At 52.8% G+C, this 26,193-nt stretch carries 28 protein-coding genes; 13 read left to right on the top strand and 15 right to left on the bottom strand.

Going from position 1 to position 26,193, the window contains the following annotated elements:
* Positions 1–18: 18 nt before the first annotated feature.
* Both lpxP and AC6I8L_RS19650 read right to left on the bottom strand, forming a co-directional pair.
* On the bottom strand, positions 19–942 hold the full coding sequence (gene lpxP, locus AC6I8L_RS19655) for a kdo(2)-lipid IV(A) palmitoleoyltransferase (RefSeq protein WP_034823845.1): 924 nt from the start codon (positions 940–942) through the stop codon (positions 19–21).
* A gap of 423 nt (positions 943–1,365) precedes the next feature.
* On the bottom strand, positions 1,366–2,229 hold the full coding sequence (locus tag AC6I8L_RS19650) for a YicC/YloC family endoribonuclease (protein ID WP_058960137.1): 864 nt from the start codon (positions 2,227–2,229) through the stop codon (positions 1,366–1,368).
* A gap of 174 nt (positions 2,230–2,403) precedes the next feature.
* On the opposite strand from AC6I8L_RS19650, the gene AC6I8L_RS19645 reads away from it, so the two are divergent.
* Entirely contained in the window at positions 2,404–2,847 is a 444-nt protein-coding gene (locus AC6I8L_RS19645; RefSeq protein WP_038649786.1) for a DUF3574 domain-containing protein, read from the top strand.
* 67 nt (positions 2,848–2,914) lie between these two features.
* Here AC6I8L_RS19645 and AC6I8L_RS19640 read toward each other — a convergent pair whose 3' ends face one another.
* Positions 2,915–4,099, bottom strand: a complete 1,185-nt coding sequence (locus AC6I8L_RS19640) for a NupC/NupG family nucleoside CNT transporter (RefSeq protein WP_058960155.1) — start codon at positions 4,097–4,099, stop codon at positions 2,915–2,917.
* 146 nt (positions 4,100–4,245) lie between these two features.
* Between AC6I8L_RS19640 and rph the strand changes: the two genes are divergently transcribed.
* Together rph and pyrE are read left to right on the top strand one after the other, a co-directional pair.
* A complete protein-coding gene (gene rph / locus AC6I8L_RS19635) occupies positions 4,246–4,962 on the top strand; it encodes a ribonuclease PH (protein ID WP_034823841.1) in 717 nt (238 codons plus the stop codon).
* A gap of 49 nt (positions 4,963–5,011) precedes the next feature.
* Positions 5,012–5,653, top strand: a complete 642-nt coding sequence (pyrE, locus tag AC6I8L_RS19630; protein WP_034823839.1) for an orotate phosphoribosyltransferase — start codon at positions 5,012–5,014, stop codon at positions 5,651–5,653.
* A gap of 95 nt (positions 5,654–5,748) precedes the next feature.
* On the opposite strand, the gene slmA is transcribed toward pyrE, so the two are convergent.
* The 3 genes from slmA to coaBC all read right to left on the bottom strand — a co-directional run bounded on the left by slmA (position 5,749) and on the right by coaBC (position 8,117).
* Positions 5,749–6,345, bottom strand: coding sequence for a nucleoid occlusion factor SlmA (slmA, locus tag AC6I8L_RS19625; protein ID WP_034823837.1), 597 nt, complete (start codon positions 6,343–6,345; stop codon positions 5,749–5,751).
* A gap of 115 nt (positions 6,346–6,460) precedes the next feature.
* Positions 6,461–6,919: a dUTP diphosphatase gene (dut, locus tag AC6I8L_RS19620; RefSeq protein ID WP_034823835.1), complete on the bottom strand. Its 459-nt coding sequence runs from the start codon at positions 6,917–6,919 to the stop codon at positions 6,461–6,463.
* A complete protein-coding gene (gene coaBC / locus AC6I8L_RS19615; protein WP_479401342.1) occupies positions 6,897–8,117 on the bottom strand; it encodes a bifunctional phosphopantothenoylcysteine decarboxylase/phosphopantothenate--cysteine ligase CoaBC in 1,221 nt (406 codons plus the stop codon). Before coaBC ends, dut begins: the two co-directional genes overlap by 23 nt.
* Positions 8,118–8,306: 189 nt before the next feature.
* Here coaBC and radC point away from each other — a divergent pair, with 189 nt between their 5' ends.
* From radC to mutM, 4 genes are all read left to right on the top strand, one after another.
* The gene (gene radC / locus AC6I8L_RS19610; protein WP_058960135.1) at positions 8,307–8,963 is read left to right on the top strand and encodes a RadC family protein; all 657 of its coding nucleotides are present in this window, start codon (positions 8,307–8,309) and stop codon (positions 8,961–8,963) included.
* Positions 8,964–9,206: 243 nt separating this feature from the next.
* Positions 9,207–9,443, top strand: coding sequence for a 50S ribosomal protein L28 (rpmB, locus tag AC6I8L_RS19605; protein ID WP_007885297.1), 237 nt, complete (start codon positions 9,207–9,209; stop codon positions 9,441–9,443).
* An 18-nt stretch (positions 9,444–9,461) separates the two neighbouring features.
* Entirely contained in the window at positions 9,462–9,629 is a 168-nt protein-coding gene (rpmG, locus tag AC6I8L_RS19600; RefSeq protein ID WP_001051798.1) for a 50S ribosomal protein L33, read from the top strand.
* Positions 9,630–9,699: 70 nt separating this feature from the next.
* Positions 9,700–10,509, top strand: coding sequence for a bifunctional DNA-formamidopyrimidine glycosylase/DNA-(apurinic or apyrimidinic site) lyase (mutM, locus tag AC6I8L_RS19595; RefSeq protein WP_058960134.1), 810 nt, complete (start codon positions 9,700–9,702; stop codon positions 10,507–10,509).
* Here mutM and coaD read toward each other — a convergent pair whose 3' ends face one another.
* From coaD to AC6I8L_RS19565, 6 genes are all read right to left on the bottom strand, one after another.
* A complete protein-coding gene (coaD, locus tag AC6I8L_RS19590; protein WP_058960133.1) occupies positions 10,510–10,995 on the bottom strand; it encodes a pantetheine-phosphate adenylyltransferase in 486 nt (161 codons plus the stop codon).
* Positions 10,992–11,768 carry a glycosyltransferase family 2 protein gene (locus AC6I8L_RS19585; RefSeq protein WP_058960132.1) on the bottom strand — a complete coding sequence of 259 codons (777 nt, stop codon included), beginning with the start codon at positions 11,766–11,768 and terminating at the stop codon, positions 10,992–10,994. The genes coaD and AC6I8L_RS19585 overlap by 4 nt, the downstream gene beginning before the upstream one ends.
* Positions 11,769–11,771: 3 nt before the next feature.
* Entirely contained in the window at positions 11,772–13,046 is a 1,275-nt protein-coding gene (gene waaA / locus AC6I8L_RS19580; protein ID WP_058960131.1) for a lipid IV(A) 3-deoxy-D-manno-octulosonic acid transferase, read from the bottom strand.
* 85 nt (positions 13,047–13,131) lie between these two features.
* Complete coding sequence (locus AC6I8L_RS19575) at positions 13,132–14,265, bottom strand: glycosyltransferase family 4 protein (protein WP_058960130.1); 1,134 nt, start codon at positions 14,263–14,265, stop codon at positions 13,132–13,134.
* Positions 14,258–15,334: a putative lipopolysaccharide heptosyltransferase III gene (gene rfaQ / locus AC6I8L_RS19570; RefSeq protein ID WP_058960129.1), complete on the bottom strand. Its 1,077-nt coding sequence runs from the start codon at positions 15,332–15,334 to the stop codon at positions 14,258–14,260. Before rfaQ ends, AC6I8L_RS19575 begins: the two co-directional genes overlap by 8 nt.
* A 73-nt stretch (positions 15,335–15,407) precedes the next feature.
* On the bottom strand, positions 15,408–16,358 hold the full coding sequence (locus AC6I8L_RS19565) for a glycosyltransferase (RefSeq protein WP_058960128.1): 951 nt from the start codon (positions 16,356–16,358) through the stop codon (positions 15,408–15,410).
* Between the two features lie 216 nt (positions 16,359–16,574).
* Here AC6I8L_RS19565 and AC6I8L_RS19560 point away from each other — a divergent pair, with 216 nt between their 5' ends.
* Positions 16,575–17,606, top strand: coding sequence for a glycosyltransferase family 9 protein (locus AC6I8L_RS19560; protein ID WP_058960154.1), 1,032 nt, complete (start codon positions 16,575–16,577; stop codon positions 17,604–17,606).
* Here AC6I8L_RS19560 and AC6I8L_RS19555 read toward each other — a convergent pair.
* On the bottom strand, positions 17,581–18,552 hold the full coding sequence (locus AC6I8L_RS19555) for a polysaccharide deacetylase family protein (protein ID WP_058960127.1): 972 nt from the start codon (positions 18,550–18,552) through the stop codon (positions 17,581–17,583). The genes AC6I8L_RS19560 and AC6I8L_RS19555 overlap by 26 nt on opposite strands.
* A 186-nt stretch (positions 18,553–18,738) precedes the next feature.
* On the opposite strand from AC6I8L_RS19555, the gene AC6I8L_RS19550 reads away from it, so the two are divergent.
* Entirely contained in the window at positions 18,739–19,821 is a 1,083-nt protein-coding gene (locus tag AC6I8L_RS19550; RefSeq protein ID WP_058960126.1) for a glycosyltransferase, read from the top strand.
* A 35-nt stretch (positions 19,822–19,856) separates the two neighbouring features.
* Here AC6I8L_RS19550 and tdh read toward each other — a convergent pair whose 3' ends face one another.
* Positions 19,857–20,885, bottom strand: a complete 1,029-nt coding sequence (tdh, locus tag AC6I8L_RS19545) for an L-threonine 3-dehydrogenase (protein ID WP_038644056.1) — start codon at positions 20,883–20,885, stop codon at positions 19,857–19,859.
* Positions 20,882–22,090, bottom strand: coding sequence for a glycine C-acetyltransferase (locus tag AC6I8L_RS19540; RefSeq protein ID WP_058960125.1), 1,209 nt, complete (start codon positions 22,088–22,090; stop codon positions 20,882–20,884). Before AC6I8L_RS19540 ends, tdh begins: the two co-directional genes overlap by 4 nt.
* A 231-nt stretch (positions 22,091–22,321) precedes the next feature.
* On the opposite strand from AC6I8L_RS19540, the gene rfaD reads away from it, so the two are divergent.
* The 4 genes from rfaD to AC6I8L_RS19520 are packed head-to-tail and all read left to right on the top strand — an operon-like array spanning position 22,322 to position 26,189.
* On the top strand, positions 22,322–23,254 hold the full coding sequence (gene rfaD / locus AC6I8L_RS19535; RefSeq protein ID WP_045815712.1) for an ADP-glyceromanno-heptose 6-epimerase: 933 nt from the start codon (positions 22,322–22,324) through the stop codon (positions 23,252–23,254).
* A 17-nt stretch (positions 23,255–23,271) separates the two neighbouring features.
* Positions 23,272–24,315, top strand: coding sequence for an ADP-heptose--LPS heptosyltransferase RfaF (gene rfaF, locus AC6I8L_RS19530; protein ID WP_058960124.1), 1,044 nt, complete (start codon positions 23,272–23,274; stop codon positions 24,313–24,315).
* Between the two features lie 2 nt (positions 24,316–24,317).
* The gene (gene rfaC, locus AC6I8L_RS19525) at positions 24,318–25,280 is read left to right on the top strand and encodes a lipopolysaccharide heptosyltransferase RfaC (protein WP_058960123.1); all 963 of its coding nucleotides are present in this window, start codon (positions 24,318–24,320) and stop codon (positions 25,278–25,280) included.
* Positions 25,281–26,189, top strand: a complete 909-nt coding sequence (locus AC6I8L_RS19520; RefSeq protein ID WP_479397864.1) for a WaaZ-like lipopolysaccharide core biosynthesis protein — start codon at positions 25,281–25,283, stop codon at positions 26,187–26,189.
* Positions 26,190–26,193 lie beyond the last annotated feature (4 nt).

Genomic DNA, 26,193 nt, shown 5'->3' with positions numbered 1-26,193 from the left:
GCCTGCTGCATCAACAGATTAGACGTAAAGTGACGCTTCACCCGGTGGGCGAGTTTTAAAGCGGCGGTGCAGCCATAAGTACTGCTCAGGTGCGCGCAGGATCTCTTTCTCGATCACTTTATTCATGTAAGCCGCGGCAGCCGCTTCATCTTCATACGGATAGTTTTGCAACTCCGGTTGAATGATGAGCTGATAACCGCTCTTATCGCTGTTGCGGATCAGCACTATCGTTAGCATGGCCGGTTTAGCCAGACGCGATAATACGAAGGTGCCATTGGTGGTAGCCGCTTTTTCGACAGCAAACAGCGGAGCGAACACGCTGCCTTTCGGGCCGTAATCCTGATCTGGCGCGAACCAGACGGCTTCGCCCTGTTTCAATGCCTGCACCATACCGCGCAGATCGCGACGATCAATCATCGCCTTATTCGATCGCATACGACCTTTTGTCTGCGCCCACTCCATTGCCTGATTATTGTGAGGGCGATACATCGCCATCATTGGCTGGCACAGTCCGGTAATGCGGCCACCCAGCTCAAGCGACATGAAATGCACACCAATCGCCATCACGCCGCGATGGTTTTGCTGGGCATTTTGCAGGTTGTGCAGGCCTTCAACCTGGAAATAACGGCGGACGCGCGCATCCGACCAGAACCAGGCAATACCGGTTTCTGCCAGCGCCATACCAAGGGATTCAAAGTTACCGGCGATCAATACCTCTTTATCTTCCTCATTGATATGCGGGAAGCAGAGTTCAATATTGCGGCGGGTAATGCGCTCACGACGCTTCAGAAAGTGACGCGACAGCTTGCCGGCAGAGGCGCCAAGCCGAATTAAAATAGGATAGGGAAGCTGCACCAGCAGCCACAGCACACCCAGCCCAAACCAGGTAAACCAGTAGCGGGGATGCAAAAGTTTAGAATTGAACTGCCCGTTTTTCTTCATAACGCCTTCAGGGAAAGAGTGGGTGTATCGCACAAAGAAGGGTGTCCATGAATTCCTGGCGGTACGGCTGTGTTAATTACGACCAGTAGATTAGCAAATAGTGCCCTCAAAGAAACGTAATCTCTGCAATCTTTAGGATTGAGAGGTTTCATTGAGGAAGCGTATTTTCAACGGAAGATTCATGGAATGAAAATAAATAATTGATGATAAACAACAGCATAATTTCTTACTGTGATAGTCCATAAGGTTGATTCACAGTCATGTTTGGTCAGCCATTGACATGCATCATCATCAAAGCTTTCACAATCTTTACATTGCAAAGTCTGCAAATTGGTCTAGAAGATAAACGAAACTTGCTGGGCATGCTGAGCGGGCAAAAAAGCCCGGATCACCGGGCTTTTTCAACACCAGCCGAATGAGGTGTTATTCGATGTTCTGAATCTGCTCGCGCATCTGCTCAATCAACACCTTCAGCTCGATAGCTGACGCCGTGATATCGGCATTGATCGACTTAGAGGCTAGCGTGTTCGACTCACGATTGAACTCTTGCATCATAAAGTCGAGACGGCGGCCAACCGCTTCTTTCTTCTTCAGGATGTTGTAGGTCTCTTTGACGTGCGCATCCAGACGATCCAGCTCTTCCGCCACATCAATGCGCTGCGCCATCATGACGAGTTCTTGCTCAAGGCGCGTATTTTCCAGCTGTACTTCCGCTTCTTCCAGTTTGCTGATCAGACGTTCACGCTGCCACTTCACCACTTCCGGCATCTGCGTACGCACTTTGCTGACTTCCAGCGACACGCCTTCTAAACGCTGCTCAATCAGGGTCTTGAGCGCAGTGCCTTCGCTTTCACGAGCAATGATAAAGTCATCCAGTGCGCCGTCGAGTGCGGTCAGCAGTTCGGTATTGATAGCATCCAGATCCTGTTCCTGAGCTGACATCACGCCAGGCCAGCGCAGAATATCCAGCGGATTGATCGCGCCTTCGTCGGTCTGCATCTTCACCCAGTTGGCGGATCGCACCAGTTGTTTCGCTAAGGCTTCATTCAGTTGCAGCTCACCTTGTGCACTGGGGTCGGCATCAAAGCGCAGGTTGCACTCGATTTTACCGCGCGTCAGGCGATTACGGATACGCTCGCGAATCACCGGCTCCAGGCTACGAAATTGTTCCGGCAGACGGATGTAGGTTTCCAGATAGCGTTGGTTTACCGAACGGATTTCCCAGGCTGCGCTGCCCCAGTGGCCTTTTGCTTCGCGGCGGGCGTAAGCGGTCATGCTGCGGATCATAAGCTTGTACTCATTTTCAGGAATGTTCATCGCATTATAGTGATGGCAGCCAAACCATGATAGGCATAAGCGCAATGAGCTCACGCCGCGCGCAACTTTCGGTGAAAAGGATGACGTATCCACCTTTCACACCCTATGATGTCCTGTGTGATACCTAAACAGTCTGAGGCTATGATGCTGAATAAATTGGCGATGCCGTTGGCGTTCGTCTTCTTTCTGGCCGGATGCCAGACAACCGCTGCACCTCCTGAACAGATCCCACCGAATACCGCTCCTGTTGCTGTGTGCGGCTCAGGGGACATCATGATGCAAACCACTCTTTGGTTCGGGATGAACAAGCCGAAAGGCGGCGTCATCAGCAGCAGCGAATGGCAGCAATTTGTTGATAATGATGTCACGCCACGATTCAAAGATGGGCTTTCAGTGTATGACGGTAAAGGTCAGTGGCTGGGAGAGGGTGGAAAGCTGGCGCGTGAAAACAGCAAAGCGTTAATGCTGATACATCAGCCGGACCGTGCAAGTTCTGACAGCATCAATGCGCTGCGCGACATTTATAAAAAGCGCTTCGATCAGGAGTCGGTGATGCGTGTCGATTCGCTGGTGTGTGTCGCGTTCTAAAGCAGAACAGGGCCGCTTTGATGGGCTCGGCCCTGTAAAGAGCGGCTAGCTGGCCGCTCCGCTGTGATTAAATGAACAATCCTGCAAACGCGGCTGACAGCAGGCTCACTAGCGTGGAACCATAAACCAGCTTCCAGCCAAAGCGCGATACCACATTGCCCTGGCGCTCATTCAATCCTTTAATCGCTCCCGCCACGATGCCAATTGAGGCAAAGTTAGCAAACGACACTAAAAATACGGACAGAATGCCGAGACCGCGCGGTGACATTTCCGCAGCGACTTTCTTCAGCTCAATCATGGCCACGAATTCATTGGCCACCAGTTTGGTCGCCATGATGCTTGCCGCTTGCAGGGCATCGGCAGAAGGAATGCCAATCAACCACGCAAACGGATAGAAGACATAGCCAAGCAGTTGCTGGAAGCTGTAGCCAAATACCGCGGCAAACAGAGCGTTAATGGCGGCGATCAGGGCGATAAATCCAATCAGCATCGCCAGAATAATCATCGCTACTTTAAAACCTGCCAGGATGTATTCGCCCAGCATCTCAAAGAAGCTCTGGTCTTCGTGCAGCTTATCCAGCGCAATACGTTCTTCATTTTCCGGGCGTGTCGGATTGATGATCGACAGGATAATGAAGGTACTGAACATATTCAGCAGCAGCGCGGCAACCACATATTTCGCATCAATCATCGACATATAAGCACCGACAATCGATAGCGACACCGTCGACATCGCAGTTGCGGCCATGGTGTACATGCGCGGTGCGGAGATATCGCCGAGGATACCTTTATAGGCGATGAAGTTCTCCGATTGACCCAGAATCAGCGTACTCACGGCATTGAATGATTCAAGTTTGCCCATCCCGTTCACCTTCGACAGCAGGGTACCGACCAGACGAATCAACAACGGCAGAATACGCCAGTGCTGCAAGATGCCGATCAGGGCGGAAATGAACACAATCGGACAGAGCACGCCGAGGAAAATAAACGCCAGTCCCTGTTTCGCCATATTGCCGAACACAAAATCGGTACCTTGCGCAGCAAAGGTCAATAAGGTTTCGAAGAAGCCGCCGACAGCGGTCACCACAGACTGGCCGCCCGCAGAATGCAGGAAGAACCAACCCAGTGCCGCTTCAACCACCAGCAATTGAATAATAAAACGTGGGCGAATCAGTTTGCGGTCATGACTGACCAAGAGCGCAAGGGTGAAGATCACCACCAGCGCCAGCAGGAAATGGAGTATTGCTGTCATCATCTGTCTTTTTATGAGAGGAAAGGGCGCATTTAGCCACAGCTGAGGCGAAATTTCATCCGGGAAAAGTGCCGCATGTAGGCAGGACAGCCGCGCACGAAGTCCGTATAATGCGCAGCCAAACCTAAGTAAGCCGGAGAGAACCCATGCGTCCAGCAGGCCGTAACGCATCTGAAGTGCGTCCCGTCACCCTCACTCGTCACTACACCAAACATGCAGAAGGATCCGTGCTGGTTGAGTTCGGTGAAACCAAAGTGCTGTGCACCGCCACCGTTGAAGAGGGTGTGCCACGTTTCCTCAAAGGCAAAGGTCAGGGCTGGGTCACTGCGGAATACGGCATGTTGCCGCGTTCCACCCACAGCCGTATGGCGCGCGAAGCGGCCAAAGGTAAGCAAGGTGGCCGTACGCTGGAGATTCAACGTCTGATTGCTCGCTCGCTGCGTGCCGCAGTGGATTTGGATGCGTTGGGCGAGTTCACCATCACACTGGACTGCGACGTGATTCAGGCCGACGGCGGCACGCGTACTGCATCGATTACCGGTGCATGCGTCGCGTTAGCCGACGCGTTGAATGCGCTGGTTGCGGCGGGCAAGTTAAAAGCCAGCCCGTTAAAAGGCATGGTGGCGGCGATTTCGGTCGGTATCGTTGGCGGTGAAGCGCTGTGCGATCTGGAGTACGTGGAAGATTCTGCGGCTGAAACCGATATGAACGTCGTCATGACTGAAGATGGCCGCATGATTGAAGTGCAGGGCACCGCCGAAGGCGAGCCGTTCAGCCATGAGGAATTACTGCAGCTGCTGGCGCTGGCGCGAGGCGGCATTGAGCAGTTGATTCAGGCGCAAAAAGCAGCGCTAACAAATTGATATAACAGGCGACCATAGAGTCGCCTTTTCTTTATTTGAGGAGTGAGAAATGAAAGCCTGGCAGCGTCAGTTTATTGAATTCGCCCTGAACAAAGGGGTGCTGAAGTTTGGTGAGTTCACCCTGAAATCGGGTCGTAAAAGCCCATACTTCTTTAATGCCGGTTTATTCAATACCGGCCGTGACTTAGCGCTGCTGGGACGTTTCTATGCGCAGGCGCTGGTGGATGGCGGCGTTGATTTTGATCTGCTGTTTGGCCCGGCCTACAAAGGGATTCCGATTGCCACCACCACGGCCGTCGCACTGGCCGATCATCACGACCGCGATGTGCCTTACTGCTTCAATCGTAAAGAAGCCAAAGACCACGGTGAAGGCGGCTTGCTGGTCGGTAGCCCGCTGCAGGGTAAAGTGATGCTGGTGGATGATGTGATCACCGCGGGTACCGCTATTCGTGAATCGATGGACATCATCAGCGCGCACAATGCCACATTGGCGGGCGTCATGATTTCGCTGGACCGCCAGGAGCGCGGCCGTGGTGATATCTCCGCCATTCAGGAAGTGGAACGTGACTATCAGTGCAAAGTCACGGCGATCATTACGCTCGCGGAACTGATTGATTATCTGGAAGAGAAGCCGGAAATGGCAGACCATCTGGCGAAAGTGCGGGCGTATCGTAAAGAGTACGGTATTTAACACCGCGGCTTTATCACGGCCGCCATCGCTGGCGACCGGATGATGGACTAAGGTGTTTTATCGCGCGCCCAATCATGGGCGCGCCTGATGAATCGCTACACTAACTGTGCAGCAATCAGAGGCCAGCGGCTGTCAAAATCAGCTGTTGGACGATAGCGGAATTCAGATCGCACATAGCGGGAAAGCAACCCTTCGCAGAACGCCAGCAACTGGCTCGCCAGCAGCGTTTCATCAGTCTGGAAGCCTTCACCATCACGCATTTTCTTCTCGCGCATCACCTGACGCAGCTGCACCTCAATGCGTTCGAAAAGCTGGTTGATGCGCCCTTGCAGGCGATCCTGTTCAAACATCAGTGCGTGGCCGGTCAAAATGCGCGTCAGCCCCGGATTACGCTCACCAAATCCCAGAATCAGCTGCACGATTAAACGCAGTCGTGCGAGCGTCTCTTTCTCGTCTTTCAGGATTAGATTGATGCGGGTAATCAGACTGTCTTCAATAAACTCGATCAGGCTGTCGAACATACGCGTTTTGCTCGGGAAGTGGCGGTAGAGTGCCGCTTCCGAAACGCCTACATTGGCTGCCAGCTTGGCGGTGGTGATTCGCTGACTGCCATCGCCCGACTCCAGCATTTGCGCTAGCGCCTGCAAAATCTCTTCGCGACGATTCCGTTTCGCGGCTTTTTTTTCTGCCATGACCTTCAAGACCCCTGAAATTCACCAAAAACAGGCAATACTGCCTCGTCAGCTACAAGCAGTTTGGCCCGTAGCGACGAGAGATAAAAAGATGGCTTGCGAAAAGTGTCGCGTGTTACTGACGACCAGAGTGGCCAAAACCGCCGGCGCCGCGATCGCTGGTGTCAAAATCTTCCACCAGGTTGAATTCGGCTTGTACCACCGGAACAAAGACCAGTTGTGCCAAACGGTCGCCAGGCTGCAGCGTAAAGCTATCCTGACCACGGTTCCAGACGGAGACCATCAGTTGGCCCTGATAATCGGAGTCGATTAAGCCCACCAGGTTGCCCAGCACGATCCCATGCTTATGGCCCAGACCTGAGCGGGGCAAAATCACAGCGGCCAGCGCAGGGTCAGCAATGTGAATCGCCAGACCAGTTGGCACCAGCGTGGTCATGCCTGGGGAGATCTCCAGTGCACCATCAAGGCAGGCGCGCAGATCGAGACCCGCAGAACCCGAGGTGGCATAAGTTGGCAGTGGGAATTCGTTACCCACGCGCGCATCCAGAATTTTAACGTCGATTTTTTTCATCATAACGGCTGACAATCTCGTCTATTAATTGTTGGCCAAGGAGCGTCTTATCACTGAGCGGTAAGACTTTCTCTCCTTCCTGCCAAAAAAGGTGAAGAGCATTGGTGTCGCTATTGAATCCCTGTCCTGCCTGCGCCACATCGTTCGCGCAGATCAGGTCCAGATTTTTTCGCACCCGTTTTTGCCGCGCGTATTCTTCCACATTCTGGGTTTCGGCAGCAAATCCCACCACATAAGGGCGATGTTTCTGTAATGCCGCTACGCCTGCGACAATATCCGGGTTCTTCACCAACTGCAGCGTGACGTTATCATCGCCACCCTGTTTTTTGATTTTCTCTGCGGCAATGTTTGCCGCCCGGTAGTCTGCCACGGCAGCGCTGGCAATGAAAATATGTTGTTGGCTGATTTGCGCCATCACCGCCGCTTCCATTTCCAGTGCACTCCCCACATCAACGCGTGTGACGCCAGCGGGCGTAGGCAGTGTGACCGGGCCCGCCACCAGTGTCACCGTTGCGCCACGTTTTGCGGCGGCGGCGGCAATGGCGAATCCCATTTTACCGGAGCTGTGATTGCTAATGTAACGAACCGGGTCCAGCGCCTCCCGGGTTGGGCCGGCGGTGATCATAATGTTGAGATGTTGCAGATCGTTGACGGGCGCGGCCCACTCCAGCGCATGAGCGACAATTGCCAGCGGATCAAGCATGCGGCCGGGGCCCACATCGCCGCAGGCCTGGCTGCCGTTGTCTGGCCCCCAAATCAGAACGCCTCGCTGATTTAGACGCTGAAGATTTTCCTGGGTAATCGGCGCGCGGTACATCTGTTGGTTCATGGCCGGCACGATCGCCAGAGGTGCTGCGCTGGCGAGGCAGGCGGTGGTCACCAAATCGTTAGCCATCCCTGCCGTGATGCGTGCAATCAAATCGGCTGTCGCGGGGGCCAGTACAATCAGATCAGCCCATTTCGCCAGCTCGATATGGCCCATAGCGGCTTCAGCGGCAGGGTCGAGTAAATCATCCAGCACCGGATATCCGGAAACGGCTTGTAAGCTGAGCGGAGTGATAAAGGCTTTCGCTGCATCAGTCATCATGACACGCACCTCTGCGCCACGATCGCGCAGACGACGAACCAACTCGGGTGTTTTATAAGCAGCAATACCGCCGCTGACGCCGAGCAGAATTTTTTTTCCGGCTAATCCCGTCATGTTCTTTGCCTCAACTCAAAACGGATTGCCGCTGTGATGCGGCAGATGCAGGCAACTTTATCACAAAATCCAGCGACCGCCTTTTCACGGCCTGCGCCCTTTGCGAGATGGCTCTGAAATCGCGACCGGCTTGCTGGTATGCCTCCTGACAAATACGCACAATTGCCTTGCCCCAGGAAGGAGAATGTCATGACGGAACTGGCCCCACGAGAAAAACTGGCCATCACAGGCGCAGAATCATTGAGCGATGCAGAACTGTTAGCGATTTTTTTGCGCACCGGCAGCCACGGTATTCCGGTGATGGCGCTGGCGCGACAAATGCTTAACGAGTTTGGCTCGCTATATCGCATCATGACCGCAAATGAAACAGAACTGAGCGTGATTAAAGGCGTAGGCACGGCCAAAATTACCCAACTACATGCAGTGGCTGAACTGGGGCGACGTTTTTTCGCCAGTCAGCTGGCGCGAGAAAATGTGATGGAGAATCCACAGGTGACAAGGCATTACTTGCAAAGCGTGCTGGCGCATCAGGAGCGAGAGGTTTTTATGGCGCTATTCCTGGATAATCAGCATCGGGTTTTGCAGGCGCAAAAGATGTTTACCGGCAGTATTGCCAGTGTCGAAGTGCATCCACGTGAAATTGTGCGCGAAGCGTTAAAACTCAACGCGGCCGCCGTGATTTTGGCGCATAATCATCCTTCCGGCATAGCCGAGCCCAGTCGCGCCGATCGTGATATTACCGGTAAAGTCGGGCAGGCTTGCGCGCTGCTGAATATTCGCTTACTTGATCATTTGGTGATCGGTCACGGCGAGTTTACCTCCTTCGCTGAGCGCGGTTGGCTGTAAAATAACCATCCGATTGCGCAGAAATGATGCATTTTCGCGCGATCCATCGGGATCTTTATTTGTTCGGGACTTGAGCACTTGGGCTGAGCGGCGTATACTACGCCACCTTTGAGAATCTCGGGTTTGGCGTTTGGGCCAGCTTAGCGGGTTCACATGGAACTCGCTTGGGCGGGCTAAGGCCTGACGAGGCGGCCAAAACCTAGTTTTTAAAGCTCGAGCTGATTTGATTTTTGGAGAATAGAAATGTCACGAGTCTGCCAGGTAACTGGAAAGCGTCCGGTAACGGGTAACAACCGTTCCCACGCAATGAACGCGACGAAACGCCGTTTCCTGCCGAACCTGCACTCTCACCGTTTCTGGGTTGAGAGCGAAAAGCGCTTCGTTACTCTGCGTGTATCTGCTAAAGGTATGCGTGTTATTGATAAAAAGGGCATTGATACGGTTCTGACCGAAATCCGCGCCCGTGGTGAGAAGTACTAAGTACTAAGGAATTGAATCATGGCTAAAGGTATTCGTGAGAAGATCAAGCTGGTTTCCTCTGCTGGTACAGGTCACTTCTATACCACCACGAAGAACAAACGTACTAAACCAGAGAAACTGGAACTGAAAAAGTTCGATCCGGTTGTACGTCAGCACGTGATCTACAAAGAAGCCAAAATTAAGTAATTTTGGTGTTCTTGCGAAAAACCCGGCTTCGGCCGGGTTTTTTGTTTCTGCGATTTGTTGAGGAGATGACATGCCTGAATTACCAGAGGTAGAAACCAGCCGACGTGGTATTGAGCCACATATGGTGGGCGCAACGATTTTGCATGCGATTGTGCGTAATTCACGCCTGCGCTGGCCGGTCTCGCACGAAATTCATGCGCTGAGCGACCAACCAGTGTTGAGCGTGCAACGGCGCGCAAAATACCTGCTGCTGGAACTGCCACACGGCTGGATTATCATTCATCTCGGCATGTCTGGCAGCCTTCGAGTCCTTCCCGGTGAGCAACCCGCCGCAAAACACGATCACGTCGATTTGGTGATGAGCAACGGCAAGGTGCTACGTTATACCGATCCACGCCGCTTTGGTGCGTGGTTGTGGACCCCTGATCTGGAAGGCAGCAGTGTACTGGCACATCTCGGTCCTGAGCCGCTCAGCAGCGAATTCGATGGTGCTTATCTGTTTGAGAAGTCGCGCGGCAAACGCACGGTCATTAAACAGTGGCTGATGGATAACAAAGTGGTGGTTGGCGTGGGCAACATTTATGCCAGTGAATCACTGTTTACCGCCGGGATCTTACCCGATCGTTCGGCGATGAGTTTGAGTCGTGATGAAGCGGAGTTGATGGTGGCGACAATCAAGGCCGTCTTGCTGCGTTCGATTGAGCAGGGCGGTACCACGCTACGTGATTTCCTGCAAACCGATGGAAAGCCTGGCTACTTTGCCCAGGAATTGCAGGTGTACGGTCGGGCGGGCGAACCCTGCCGAGCCTGCGGTACGCCGATCGTCAGCGGTAAACATGGCCAGCGCAGCACCTTTTGGTGCCCACGCTGTCAGCATTAATCAGGGCAGCGCCAGCTTGGCCAGCAGTGCCTGATGCACCACGGCAGGCAGAAATGCCTGCACATCACCTTTATGACGCGCCACTTCCTTCACCAGCGACGATGATACAAACGAGAACCCTTCGGAAGGCATCAGAAACACGCTTTCCAGCGTAGGCAACAGGTGACGATTCATCTGCGCCAGTTGCAGTTCATATTCGAAATCTGACACCGCACGCAATCCCCGCACCAGCACATTGGCATTTTGCGCTTTGGCGAAGTTCGCCATCAGATCGCTAAAGCCCAGCACCTCAACATTGGCGATGTGCTGAGTAGCCTGCCGTGCCAAATCCACGCGCTCATCGAGTGTAAACAGCGGCTTTTTGCTGGGGCTGGCGGCAATAGCAACCACGATGCGATCAAACATCTGCGCCGCGCGCGTCACAATATCCACATGGCCCAACGTGATGGGATCAAACGTGCCGGGATAAATCGCTTTGGTGCTCATACGCGACCTTGTGTTGAGGTGTGATGCAGCGCCCAGAGCGCTGAGTATTTGTTAAAGGTGTATTGCGCGTTGACGACGGCCAGAATCCAGCCCTGCTTGCCGTCGAGGAATCCGGCACGCAGCAGCAACGTCTTAAAGAATGCGCCCAACGTGTGGCTGAAAATCGAGAAGATGCCACAACGCTTGCCTCGCTGAAAACGTTCTTGCGCCCAGGCTTCGGCATAATTCATCTGTTTGCGTTGGAAAGCGATCAAATCGCGGCAGGTGAGATGCTGGAGATCGCCTGGTAACGTCACCACCGATGCGCCCAGGGTTTCCAGCGACTCGTGCACCAGATTGTCATTGTAATTGAGTACGCGAGGATAGAGGCGCATCACGCGATCCGGATACCAGCCACTATGGCGCATAAAGCGGCCAAGAAACAAATTGCTGCGTCCCAGGCTATAAACGGTAGCGGAGGGTGGTTGCTCAAGTACGTTTTCAATCGCGCGGCGTAACTCGGGTGTGACACGTTCATCGGCATCCAGCATTAGAATCATATCGCCGCTTGCATGAGCTTGTGCACGCTGGCGCTGCTTGCCAAAGCCCGCCCAGCCTTCAGCCTGATGAACCTGCGCGCCGTGCGCGCGGGCCACTGCTACGGTGTTATCCTGGCTGCCTGAATCCAGCAGTACAATCTCATCTGCCCAGCTCACTGAGGCCAGCGCCTCCGGCAGCAATTCAGCTTCGTTTTTGGCGATCATCACCACGGAAAGACGTTGGCGTTGTGGCATGCGTTAATGAGCTCGTGGCGGCAAATGTGGTTCGAGTAACTGTAGCAGACGCTGCAATGCGCCCTGATTTTGATGCAGCACTTCGACAGCGTGGCGACCGTAATAACGGCGGTAATCATCATCCTGCAGCAGGTTGGCCACCTGTTTCTCCAGCGAAACCACGTCGGTGATGGTGATCAGGCCTTCTGCCTGCTGCAATTTGGCGCAGATATCTTTGAAGTTCCAGATATGCGGACCCATAAGCACCGGAATGGCATGGGCGGCCGGTTCCAGCGGATTATGACCGCCGCGTTCTACCAGACTGCCACCAACAAAGGCGATATCGGCGATGCCGTACAGCAGCATTAATTCACCCATGGTGTCGCCAATCACAACCTGCGTTGCGCCAGACGGAATTTCACCGCTGCTGCGCAGAGTGAAACTGAAACCGCGCTTTTGCGTCAGTTCACAGGCATCTTTAAAACGTTCAGGATGGCGTGGCACCAGAATTAGCAACAGATCAGGGAACTGCTGCAGCAGACGACGATGCGCATCGAGGATGATGGTCTCTTCGCCTTCGTGCGTGCTGGTGGCGATCCACACCGGGCGGCGCGATGCCCATTGACGGCGCAAGGTGACCGCACGGGCCGCCAATTCCGGCGTTACAGAGATATCAAATTTCAGGCTACCGGTGACGGCGAGATGCGTTCGTTTAAGGCCGAGGCTGAGGAATCGCTCAGCATCCTCGTTGTTCTGCGCTGCTATCAGCGTAATGCGCTGCAGCAAATCACGCATAAAGCCACCGAGTTTTTTATAGCCTTTGGCCGAACGCTCTGACAGACGGGCATTGGCAATGACCAGCGGAATTTGGCGCTGATGCAGAATACGGATGATGTTCGGCCACAACTCGGTCTCCATGATGATCACCAGACGAGGATCAACGGTATCAAGGAAACGGTTAATCGAACCGGGCAAATCATAGGGCAGATAGACATGATGCACATCTTTACCAAACGCGGACTGAGCGCGTTCGGAACCGGTTGGCGTCATGGTAGTCACGGTGATCGGCAGAGTAGGATAGCGATGGCGCAATGCGCGTACCAGCGGCACGGCGGCCAGTGTTTCACCCACAGAAACCGAATGCAGCACAATGCCGTGCGGTTCAACTTTGCCCACACAGTAGCCGTAGCGTTCCGCCCAGCGTTTACGATAGGCCGGTGCTTTTCGACCGCGCAGCCACAGGCGCAGCCAGATCAGTGGCTGTATTAAATAGAGCAGGGCTGTGTATAGAGTTGTCATAGTTATCGTTACGACAGATTCGCGTCAAAAAACACATGAAAGGCGGCATGTTATCAGAAACTGACCGCCTGCTCATACCACTTCGTCAGCTGGTCTTCAGCACCTGCTGATAGAGTGAAGTCAGGGACTGCGCCAGTCGCTGCGGACCAAAAGGTTCGATTCTGCGGCGTGCGGCTTCACCCATCACAGAATTCTGCGAAAGTGCAGGTGTGGCGACAATGGCGTCATTTAATGCCTTGATATCCAATGCATCACAAACGAAGCCTTCCTGGCCGGCTTGAATAAATTCTGCGCCGCCACAGCCGGTGCTGGTAATCACGGCCAAACCGCAGGCCATCGCTTCAAGCACCACATTCGGAAAAGGATCATAAAGCGTGGGCAACAGTAAGGCGTCAGCGGCGTGATAATAGGGCTCCACATCCTGCTGCACGCCAACAAAGCGCAAGCGATCAAGGCAATTAAGCTGGTTAGCCAGCTGCTGATAGCGTGAAAGTTGTTTGTCCTGGCCAACCACAACCAGATAGCGATCGCTGTGGGCGAGTGCTTCAATGGCGGCTTTCAAGCCTTTGCGCTCAAAGCCTGAACCCACGTAGATCATCACCGTGGCATCCTGTGGCAGCGTCAATTGCTGGCGTATGGCGTAGCGCTGAGCTTCAGTTGCTGGCTGGAAACGTTGGCTATCGATGGCGTTGTGAATGACATGGATTTTGCTGGCATCTAGCGTGAAATGACGCAAAATATCTTGCTTCACCATCTCAGAGTTACAGATTACTGCTTTTAAAGATGCTGCATTGAACATCTCTGCTTCAGCCTGCAAAACATAGCGATGATAAGGACTCAGGCTGGCGCTCAAACGCTGCCAGGGTGAGACGATACGCGCACGTTGTTCCAGCCACACGCGATGGACGCCATCACCGGCGCGAAAAATATCGCAGCCCGCAATGCGTTCGTGGCTCTGCACGATATCGAACTTTTCACGTTCCCAGCATGCCCGTGCCGCGCGGGCAAAACCGCGTTCGCGCGATACGCGTCCAAATTTGGCGGGATTGCAGATGTGCAAATGCCAGGCCGGATTGGGTGTGCCCTGCCAGCTACGTGTGATGATATTCAGATCGAGCTGTTCGCTGTCCAGTGCTTCCAGCGCCCGCGAGATGAAACGCTCGGCCCCGCCATCCGGACGATATTTCTGCCGGACAATCGCCAGGCGTAACTTAGTCATGCAAAAAACTCCTGGCGGCGGCCACCACATCATCCACCGGAATGGCTGAGAGATAGCGCTGTTCTGTTTTGGTATCGATGTCGTCTGGCGAAGGCAGCGGTGCATAATCACCGGCCCAGATCACGCGATTGTTTTCACCCCACGGACGCCAGTGTTGCAGTTTGGTGGGGCCAAACAGCGCAAGACAGGGCGTATCGAGTGCGGCGGCCATGTGCATGGGGGCAGAATCCACACCGATAAACAGTTGTGCGGCATCAATCAATGCCGCCAGTTGCGGCAATGAAAACTGCCCAGCAAGTGAAACCACATTCTGGCTGTGGCACAGCGACTGAATGTGGGCAATCATCGCTTGCTCTTTCTGGTCTGGGGCAGCGGTAAGAACAAGGGTATGGCCGTCAGCCGCGAGCGTATCAATCAGCTGCGCGACCTTTTCATCTTCCCAGCATTTAAATACCCAACGCGATGTCGGCTGTAACACGATAAACGGCCCGCTGACCTTTTGCTGAGCCAATGCATCCTGCACTTTCTGTTTATCTGCCGCACTAAAGTGCATTGAGGCTTTTGCACCTTCCGCGCTGATACCTAGCGGCTCAAGCGCCGCCATATTCTGCTCGACGGTATGCAATTGATTATGTGTTTTTGTCGAAACCAGATAGTTATGGCACCAACGCCACAGGGCGTGATCACGTTTGGCGTAGGCAAACCCAATACGCACCGGAGCGGCTGAAAAACGCGTGATAATCGCGCTACGCCACTGGTCGGCGAGGTTAATCACCAGGTCATAATGGCAGGCTCGTACAGCTGAAAGTAGAGCCATCTCGTGGCGGAACTTCTGCCAGCCGCCCTCTTTTTTCCAGTTGCGGTCAATGATGTGCAACTGGCGAATCGCGGGGTGCGCTTCCAGCATCGGCCGCGTCTCTTTGTACAACAGGACGTCGATGTTGGCCTGGGGATAGCGTTGGCGGAGCGCATTGATAACGGGCGTGGTCAGCAGCATATCGCCGTGATGGCGTAGCTTGATCAGCAGAATGTTTTTCGGTGCAAATTGGACTGGAATCGGGCTTGCCATACTCAAATGATCTCAAATTTCAGTGAGCTGATTGTAGGGCAAACCCCTATAGGGCGAAAGCCAGCCGCGACGCTTATTTGTTACGCCAGCGATAAATGCGACTCAGCCATAACAGCAGTTGATACCACTGCCGCGCGCCGCGTGCATTACGCAGCATCCGTTTATGGGTTTGCGTGGCAAACAGATCCGCAATCATCGCCTGCCGTGCGCTCTCTTCCGGTTCACGGCGAATGGAATGGCAGACGCTGAGCGCTTCACGCGTAATTTGATAATGGAATGCGGGATAGATTTTAACTTTATCGCGATAGCGTGCATTGATCTCTTCCAGCATCTGCGCGATTTTCAGGTAATGGCGTTGATACTCGACATTTCGTTGACCGGTGCGTTTGCGGTTGCTAATGGAGGCATCGTGCAGGTAGTAGCGGTAGAGCATTTGATCGGTGTAGCGCACGCGTTTGGCGTTGAACATGAACTCTGTGGTCCAGGGAATATCCTGATGATGCAATCCCGGTTCGAAAGTGAGATTGTTTTGTTCAATCAGTTCACGGCGATAAATACCTAGCCATACAACATGCATATATCGATGGGTTTGCAGTGCGGTGTTCAGCCATTCTGGGCCGCTTAATACATCGGTGCTGGATAAGCGATCCAGGGGAATCAACGGTTTGGTCGTCTGGCTGGCTTTGAAAAACCATTCCGCGTTGCACTGCGCGGCATCGAGATCGTCTCGCTCGGCCATCTCAACCAGTGTTTGATACATGGTTGGGCTCATGGTGTCGTCTGCATCCGGGAATGTGACGTACTTGCCTTTTGCAACGGCTAATCCGGCATTGCGTGCCCGTGAGACGCCACCATTAGCCTGGTGAACAACCCGCATCTGAGAATATTGATGCGCATAAGCCTCAGCCCGTTCGCCTGAACCATCGGTGGAACCATCATCGACAATGATGATCTCGAGATCTGTCAGCGACTGCGCCAGTAGAGACTGCATAAACGTCTCGAACATCGCGCCAGCGTTGAACATGGGTGTAATGATGGAAAGTGCGGGATTATCAAGCGACATTGTTATTTATGGTTTTATGAATTATTTACGATTTTCTAACGTTAATTATTGCTAAGAAATTCAGAACTTTTTGGACATTAATGGTCAAAAGTAGTTAGCTCGCTAGCATTTTTGCGCTTTTAGGAACGGTTCTGGCCGGAATGTTTGGCATCAATCCTTTTTACCCTGGGCATCAGTATGAAAAACATCCTTGTTATCCGACGCGATAACATTGGCGATATGGTGTGTACCACTCCACTGCTGGAAGGTTTGAAACGCACTTTTCCTGACGCAAGAATCACCCTACTGGTTAATAAGATTGCTCAGGATGTGGTGAGCCATAATCCTCACGTTGACCGTCTGTATGTCTACAAAAAAGCCAAACATCGCGGTAAGAACGAAACCACACTCGGTGTTTACTGGCAGCGCGTAAAAATCATGTTGGCACTGCGTAAAACGCGTTTTGATGCCACGATTTTGGCCAATCCTGTGCCGTGCAAATACAGCTTACGGTTGGCGAAAATGGCAGGCGCACACAATATTATTGGTGCAGCTTTGCCCGATGTTCAGCTGGATCATCCGTTCCGTAAAAGCGATTTTCAGGGCAGCCATCAGGTCGAACATACCTTTTCTTACCTCTCGGCGTTGACTGACAGCCTGCCTGAAGTGCCCTCCGTGAATCTTTATCTCGCAGATGCAGAACGTGAAGCCGCGAAAGCGCGGGTTGCACAAAGCTTCGCCTCACCAGGCAGGGTATATGGTGTGCACATCAGCAGCCGCAGCCCAAAGCGTCGCTGGCCGATAGCCAGTTATGCGGCTTTTATCAATAAGCTGTTGGAAGATGAGCAGGCGCGCGTGCTGGTGTTTTGGTCGCCTCAAGGCACGTTGGATGCCCATGACAAAGGCGATGCGGCACGTGCTGATGAGTTGATGCAGTTGGTCAATTCACCGCGCGTAGCGCGCTATCCCACCGCATCAGTGCGCGAAGTCATCGCAGGTTTTGATAGCTGCGAACAAATTTTGTGTAGCGATGGGGGGCAGATGCATCTTGCCGCCGGGCTGCATAAAAAGCAGGTTGTGTTCTTTGGCGATACCAATGCGACGTTGTGGCATCCATGGTCGGGTGAGTACCAGATTATGCAGACCGATTCCGGTGAATGCACTGATATCGCACTGGAAACGGTCTGGCAGGCGTGGGAAAAACTTAACGTGCAGGCTGCTGTAGCCTAAAACTGTCGTGGTATTCAGACAGGGTCTGACCAACAAAACGGGGCGCTAACCAACTAAAGAGCGCCTCTAAATCCGCATATAATTGTTCGATATCGCGTTCGTTTTTAAACGTTGGGCTGCCGTCTGGCATGAACTCAGAGCTGTGCAGCATAAATTCCGTGTAATTATTGCCTTCTGCCAGCGACATTTCGACCACACGTTGCATATCCGCAAGATTACCGCCGGACGGGCGCAGCCAATGTACGGCGGGGCTTTTTTGCTTGCCGCGAAGTCGATACAGACTTTGTTTGAAGGCATTCATCAAAGGCGAGTATTTGTATTGAATACTCATAGGGATTTCGAGCAGTGAAGAGTTGCCGCTGCGTGAGATATCCTGCGGATCGATGAAATAAGGTTTGAACGGAAAATCTGTATAGTTAGTGCCGCCTTTACCCTGTGGCGCGCCGCGTGTGTAGGACCAGTTCACGCGCGGGGTAACGGAACAATCCACCTGATAGCCTAATTCGGTGAGAATGGCGGCATAACGTTCATCAAATGCCCAGCGCCCCGCACGATGGCTCAGCATTTTGGTCTGGAACTTTTCTTCCAACAGATCAGTCATATAAACGACTTTATCGCGCAGCACGGTATCCGGGTATTCGACCAGGAAAGGCTGCCAACGCCAGTCATCATCGGTGAGTGGAGCTTCTGGCGGACTGTTCCATGCATGCAGATGCATGCCAATCTCACCTTGTTTGCGTGCGATGACATCTTTACCGAATTCCACGAAAGCGGAATCCATCGCCATTTCATAGTTGGTCAGCCAGGTGGGTTTAAAACCATAACGCTCGCACAGGTCCTGAAAACGTGGCAGATAGCCGGTATTTTCGGTGGTGATTGAACGGTGATTGCGCCAAAGGTTGTCGCCTTCAGTGTCAATGGTAATAAGGAACGCGTGCCGGGTCATGTTCGCCGCCTGAAGCCAATAAAATCGCAATGTTACGCTGAGCCATTCAGTGACGCAAAACTATTTGCCCGGGCAGGAAACAGGCGAAAAGCACGAAGGATCTGCGCTACTATCCTGGCCAGGACTGCAGGCAATCACATGTTATTTCATTCAGACAGGTAGAATATTTTGTCAAAACGCATACTCATGGTGATAGATGGATTGCCGGGCGGCGGCGCTGAAAAAGTGGTTCTGACGCTGGTCACCGGTATGCTGGCACAGGGGCACCGTGTATCACTGTTTTCCCTGCGAAAAGTGTGCGAATACCCCTTGCCGCAGGGAGTGGATTATCAGGTCATTCTGGACACCAATCGTCGACCCTGGCGCAAACTCACTGAGCTGAGTCGTCGAGCCCGTTTGCTGGACGCAGCAGTACAACAGGCGGAGAAAACGGCAGGTGAATTTGATCTTGTGGTATCTCATCTGCACAAAACCGACCGTATTGTGCGTCGAAGTCGCGCGCTGGATGCGAAGAAAACCTGGTTCTGCCTGCATGGCGTGTTTTCAGCCTCCTACCTTGGACATCGCACCGGATTATCACGCTGGTTAAAGGCGCGTAAAATCCAGCAGGTTTATCAGGGGCGTAACGTGGTCGGCGTTTCACCCGCCGTGCTGGAGGATTTGAAAGAGGCCTTTGCTGTGAAGCTCACAGGCGAAGCGGTAATTGGCAATCCGTTCGATATTGCACTGATTCGGCAGTTGGCAGCAGAGCCCGCAGAAGTGCCTGAGTCTGGTTTTCTGGTGCATGTCGGGCGCTTCCACGAAACTAAACGGCATGACCGACTGTTAAAGGCTTACGCATTAAGCAATATTCAGTTGCCGTTGGTGTTATTGGGGCAGGGATCGGCACAGCGTAAAGCCGCTTTAGAAGCCCTGTCACAATCGCTAGGAATTGCCGATCGTGTTATTTTCCAGGGCTTTACACAAAACCCTTATGCATGGATCAGCCGGGCGACAATGTTGATCGTCAGTTCGGATAGCGAGGGTTTTGGTAATGTGCTGATCGAAGCCGTATTGTGTGGCACACCCGTCGTCAGTACGCGTTGTCCGGGTGGCCCGATGTGGCTGTTGCAGGGTGATTTAGCGCGCGGCCTGGCGGATCTCAACCCTGAATCGCTGGCAGCAGCAATGTGTGACATTTATCAGCACCCGCCGTTGTTAGCAGCGGATGCCTTTGCCGAATTTGATACGGCGGCAATCTGTCAGCAATATCTGGCGCTGATTAAGTGAATCCATGGGAGGCCCAAAAGCCTCCCTGTGAATCCTTAATCCCAGCTCAATACCACTTTTCCTGAACGGCCGGATCGCATCTCGTCAAATCCCTGCTGGAATTCATCGATGTGGTAGCGATGTGTGATGATGGGCGTTAAGTCGAGGCCGGATTGAATCAACGCTGCCATTTTGTACCAGGTTTCAAACATCTCACGGCCATAGATGCCTTTGATGAACAGTCCTTTGAAGATCACCAGATTCCAATCGATCGCCATCTCGCCCGGCGGAATGCCCAGTAGAGCGATTCGCCCACCATGGTTCATCACCTCCAGCAGGGTGCGAAACGCGGGAGGCGCGCCAGACATCTCCAGCCCGACATCGAAACCTTCGGTCATACCCAGCTCAGCCATCACATCGCGCAGATTTTCCTGCGCCACATTGACGGCGCGTGTCACGCCCATCTGGCGTGCCAGACCGAGGCGATATTCATTGATATCGGTGATGACTACATTGCGTGCGCCTACATGTTTGCACACCGCTGCAGCCATAATACCAATGGGGCCAGCGCCAGAGATCAGCACATCCTCGCCGACCAGATCAAACGAGAGCGCGGTATGCACGGCGTTGCCAAAGGGATCGAAAATCGCTGCCAGCTCGTCAGAGATATTGTCGGGAATCTTGAAAGCGTTAAATGCAGGGATGACCAGGTACTCAGCAAAACAGCCCTGACGATTGACGCCGACACCCACGGTATTGCGGCACAAGTGAGTGCGGCCGGCGCGGCAATTTCGGCAGTGACCGCAGGTGATATGACCTTCGCCGGACACACGATCGCCAAGGGCAAAGCCTCTTACCTCTTCGCCCATACCGACGACTTCGCCGACATATTCATGGCCAGTGATCATTGGAACGGGAATGGTTTTACGCGACCAATCATCCCAGTTGTAAATGTGAACATCGGTGCCGCAAATTGCGGTTTTACGAATTTTAATCAGCAGGTCGTTGTGACCAGGTTCCGGAATCGGTGCATCCTTCACCATCCAGATACCTTCTTCGGCTTTGAGTTTGGCCAATGCTTTCATCGTTCTGCTCCTGCGATCACGCCCAACTGTCGGCCAATGCGAGTGAAGGCGGCAACGGCATGTTCCAGTTGTGCCTGCGTATGACCTGCAGATATCTGAGTGCGGATGCGTGCCTGACCTTGCGGCACCACCGGATAAAAGAAGCCTGTGACGTAGATGCCCTCTTTTTGCAGCAGGCTGGCAAACTGCTGAGCCACTTTTGCATCGCCAAGCATCACCGGAATGATGGCGTGGTCAGCACCCGCCAGCGTAAAGCCGGCTGCGGTCATCTTCTCGCGGAAGAATCGGGCGTTATCCCAAATGCGCTGGCGTAACCCATCGCCTTCACTGAGCAGGTCTAACACCCGCAGCGAGGCGGCGACGATAGCAGGTGCGAGGGAATTGGAAAATAGGTAAGGGCGTGAACGCTGGCGTAGCCATTCAACCACCTCTTTTTTCGCAGCTACATAGCCACCAGAAGCACCACCTAGCGCTTTGCCTAATGTGCCAGTCAGGATATCTACGCGATCCATTACGCCGCAGTATTCATGGGTGCCACGCCCAGTTGCACCGACAAAGCCGACCGCATGGGAATCATCAACCATCACCAATGCGTCAAATTCGTCGGCCAAATCGCAAATGCCTTGCAGATTGGCAATCACGCCATCCATCGAGAACACACCGTCTGTGGCGATCAGAATATGGCGAGCACCTTTATCACGCGCTTCCTCTAACCGAGCACGTAACTCAGACATATCGTTGTTGGCATACCGATAGCGCTGGGCTTTACACAGGCGTACGCCATCGATAATTGAGGCATGATTGAGTGCATCAGAGATGATGGCATCTTCCGCACTGAGCAGCGTTTCAAACAGACCGCCATTGGCATCGAAGCAAGAGGAAAACAGGATGGCATCTTCCATGCCGAGAAAGGCCGCCAGCTTTTGTTCCAACTGCTGATGGATATCTTGTGTGCCGCAGATAAAGCGCACGGATGCCATGCCGAAGCCGTGGGAATCCATGCCTTCTTTGGCGGCCTGAATAAGCGCGGGGTGATTCGCCAGACCGAGATAGTTGTTGGCGCAGAAGTTAATCACCGAAGGACTATTAGCGACATTGATCTCAGCCTGCTGCGCCGACGTGATGGTACGTTCTTGTTTGAACAATCCATCGCTACGTGTTGTCTCAAGCTGTTGAAGGATTTGCGAATAAAACTGACTGGACATGATTCTGCTCCTCAGATAGCAAAATTTTGGCACATATTACTGATCAAGACGCATCGTGCCGACATTTCCGCCAGAGAAATCTTCGTTTTGCAGCATAGTTCACGCGATGGATGCAAATTGTGCAGCGGTTACGGAGTCATCTGGCTGCCTGCCGCGGGCTGAAATGTTATGATGTTAGGTATTCGTGCGTGAAACCTCCTGTTTCACCCCAACTGTTTAAAGGCAAAGCATATGATTATCGTAACCGGTGGCGCTGGCATGATTGGCAGCAACATTGTTAAAGCGCTGAACGATCGCGGTCTTACCGATATTCTGGTGGTGGATAATCTGAAAGATGGCACCAAATTCGTGAACCTCGCAGATCTTGATATCGCGGATTACATGGACAAAGAAGAGTTCCTCTCTTACATCATGTCCGGCGAAGATCTGGGTCCAATCGAAGCGGTGTTCCACGAAGGTGCCTGCTCGGCGACCACAGAGTGGGATGGCAAGTACATGATGGATAACAACTATCAGTACTCGAAAGACTTGCTGCATTTCTGCCTGGAACGCGAAATTCCTTTCCTTTACGCCTCTTCAGCGGCCACTTACGGTGGCCGCAATGAAAACTTCATTGAAGAGCGCCAGTACGAGCAGCCGCTGAACGTCTATGGCTACTCAAAAATGCTCTTCGACCACTACGTGCGTCAGATTCTGCCGGAAGCCGATTCTCCAGTATGTGGCTTCCGCTATTTCAACGTTTACGGCCCACGCGAAGGTCACAAAGGCGGTATGGCGAGTGTGGCTTTCCACCTCAATACTCAGATCAGCAATGGTGAAAATCCAAAGCTGTTTGAAGGCAGCGACGACTTCCGCCGCGATTTCATCCATGTTGACGATGTTGTTGCGGTAAACCTGTGGTGCTGGGAAAACGGTGTATCTGGCATCTACAACTGTGGTACTGGCCGTGCGGAGTCCTTCCAGGAAGTCGCCGATGCAGTACTGAAGTTCCATCAGCAAGGCCAGATTGAATACATCCCGTTCCCTGAGAAACTGAAAGGCCGCTATCAGGCATTCACTCAGGCGGACCTGACCAATCTGCGCGCAGCGGGTTATGACAAGCCATTTAAAACCGTTGCTCAGGGCGTGGGTGAATACATGACCTGGCTCAATCGTAAAGCATAAGGAAACCGGCACCAGCGATGAAAATTCTGGTCATTGGCCCTTCCTGGGTCGGCGATATGATGATGTCGCAAAGTCTCTATCGCACGCTCAAGGCTGAGCACCCGGATGCGGTCATTGATGTGATGGCGCCGGCCTGGTGCCGGCCACTGCTGTCACGGATGCCGGAAGTCAATCAGGCGCTGGCGATGCCATTGGGCCATGGCGCTTTGGCACTGGGTGAAAGGCGGCGTTTGGGCAAATCCCTTCAGGTCAGAAATTATGACCGTGCTTATGTGCTGCCAAATTCGTTCAAATCAGCGCTGGTGCCGTTCTTTGCAGGTATTAAGCGCCGTGTCGGCTGGCGTGGTGAGATGCGCTATGGCGTGTTGAACGATGTGCGTGTGCTGGATAAAGCCGCGTTTCCGCTGATGGTGGAGCGCTATGTTGCACTGGGCTACGACAAACCCATCGCCTCCGCACAACAGTTGCCGCAGCCCTTACTGTGGCCGCAGTTGCGTGTCGATGAAGACGAGAAGCGCATGACGGCGGCGCAGTTTGCTCTGTCGGCCGATCGTCCAGTGATTGGGTTCTGCCCTGGCGCTGAATTTGGACCAGCCAAGCGCTGGCCGCACTACCACTACGCGGCACTTGCTGACCAACTGATTGGCGAAGGCTACCAGGTGGTGTTGTTCGGTTCAGCAAAAGATCGCGAAACCGGTGACACTATTGTTCAGACGTTATCGGAATCAGCACGAGCGCACTGCAAGAATCTGGCGGGCGATACGCAATTAGAGCAGGCGGTTATTTTGATCGCACATTGCGCGGCCGTTGTCAGTAATGACTCCGGGTTGATGCATATTGCCGCCGCACTGAACCGCCCGTTAGTCGCCTTGTATGGCCCGAGTAGCCCGGATTTCACGCCGCCGCTGTCTCATCAGGCACGTGTTATTCGTTTGATCTCCGGCTATCACAAAATACGTAAAGGTGATGCCGAAGAGGGTTATCACCAGAGTCTCATAGATATTCAGCCTGCTCGGGTTCATCAGGAACTGAGTGCGCTGCTGCATCCGGTGCAGGAGTAGCCATGCACGTTTTGATTGTAAAAACCTCCTCCATGGGGGACGTGCTGCACACGTTACCGGCGCTCACTGATGCGATGCAGGCCATTCCTGGCATCCGTTTTGACTGGGTCGTCGAAGAAAATTTTGCACAGATCCCCAGCTGGCATCCGGCAGTAGATAAAGTGCTGCCTGTGGCGATTCGTCGCTGGCGTAAACATTGGTTTGGTAGCCAGCAACGTGAAGAGCGCGTTCTGTTTAAGCGAGACCTGCAATCGCGCCAGTATGATGTGGTGATTGATGCCCAGGGGTTGATCAAAAGCGCCGCGCTGGTGACGCGCCTGGCTAAAGGCGTAAAGCATGGACAAGACAGCCGCAGTGCGCGGGAACCCTTCGCCAGCTGGTGGTATGATAAACGCCATGAAATTAATAAACAGCAGCATGCGGTAGAACGCACGCGCGAACTGTTTGCTAAAAGTCTGGGTTATGAGAAACCGGATACTCAGGGGGATTATGCGATTGCAGGCCATTTCCTCTCTGCGCTGCCCAGCGATGCGCATCAATATCTGGTGTTTTTGCATGCCACTACCCGTGATAACAAGCATTGGCCTGAATCACACTGGCGCGAACTGATTGAATTGGTGCAGCCTACCGGCCTGCGGGTGAAACTGCCGTGGGGTGCTGAACATGAGCATCAACGTGCATTAAGAATGGCGGAAGGTTTTGACCATGTTGAGGTGCTGCCAAAATTAGCGCTGGAGCAAGTGGCACAGCAGTTGGCGGGGGCACGCGCTGTCGTTTCGGTCGACACGGGTTTGAGTCACCTGACCGCCGCGCTGGACCGCCCGAATATTACGCTGTTTGGTCCAACTGATCCGGGGCTGATTGGGGGGTATGGGAAGAATCAGCATGAGCTACGCGGTGCAGGTGGCAGAATGCAGGCTATATCCGCCGTGAGCGTAATGGAAAAATTGCGGGAATTGCTTTGAATGGGATCAATATTTAAACAAATCTATCGTTATACCCATGAACGAGCTTATCGGCACAATGAAAATTTTTGGCCTCATATCAGAATTCAACGTGGAGCAGAAGACCATATTGAACGGCTAGTCTGGCGAAAAAATGAAATAAAAATTGAAGCATTAGATTCATTACGTAAAACCGTTACCAATGATATGACGATACTGGCAACTGGCCCTTCAGTGAATGATCTTGATTTTAAATTACTTTCAGAAACGACATTTATTGGTGTTAATGGCGCTTATCACCTACGAGATAAAGTCGTATTTTCATATTATGTTATTGTCGATCGCGGTTTTGTTGAGAATCGTTTTGATATTGTCGGAAAAGTACTGGGCGACCCTGAGTTGACGCTCTTTACAACAGTTCATTGCCTCAATGATATGTTGAATTGCATTGGAGTCGATAAGATAAAGTGTCGTTTGGCTATTATTGAAGATCTGAGTTATAAGATATTTCGAAAATCAGTAGTACCTGCTGAGTATGCTTTGAATTTCAATGATAATAAAGGATTATCAGTCTATCCAACTGATCCATTATCAGGTTTTTCATGGGATATCCGACAAGGTATTTTTGATGCGGGTACAGTGGCCTATTGGGCGTTGCAAATAGCCGTATGGCTCAGTTCAAATCGTATACTGTTAGCAGGGGTTGATATGAATAATTTTTCATCCCCACGGTTTTATGAAAATGAAAATAATAAGCAGAAAAGCTTTTTAGGGGAAAACTTTACTCAAGTGATAAAGCCCGCATTCTTGAATGCCAGCATCGAGCTTAATCATGCAGGGATAAAGGTTTACAATTTGTCTATGAATAGTGGACTGACAGAGGAAATTTTCGAGAAGGCGACGCCAGATGTCATTTTTAAAAAAAACTGAAAGT

The organism is Type-E symbiont of Plautia stali, assembly GCF_059731115.1.
The sequence above is the reverse complement of the archived record's forward strand: the minus strand, read 5'-3'. Positions and strand labels throughout refer to the sequence as shown.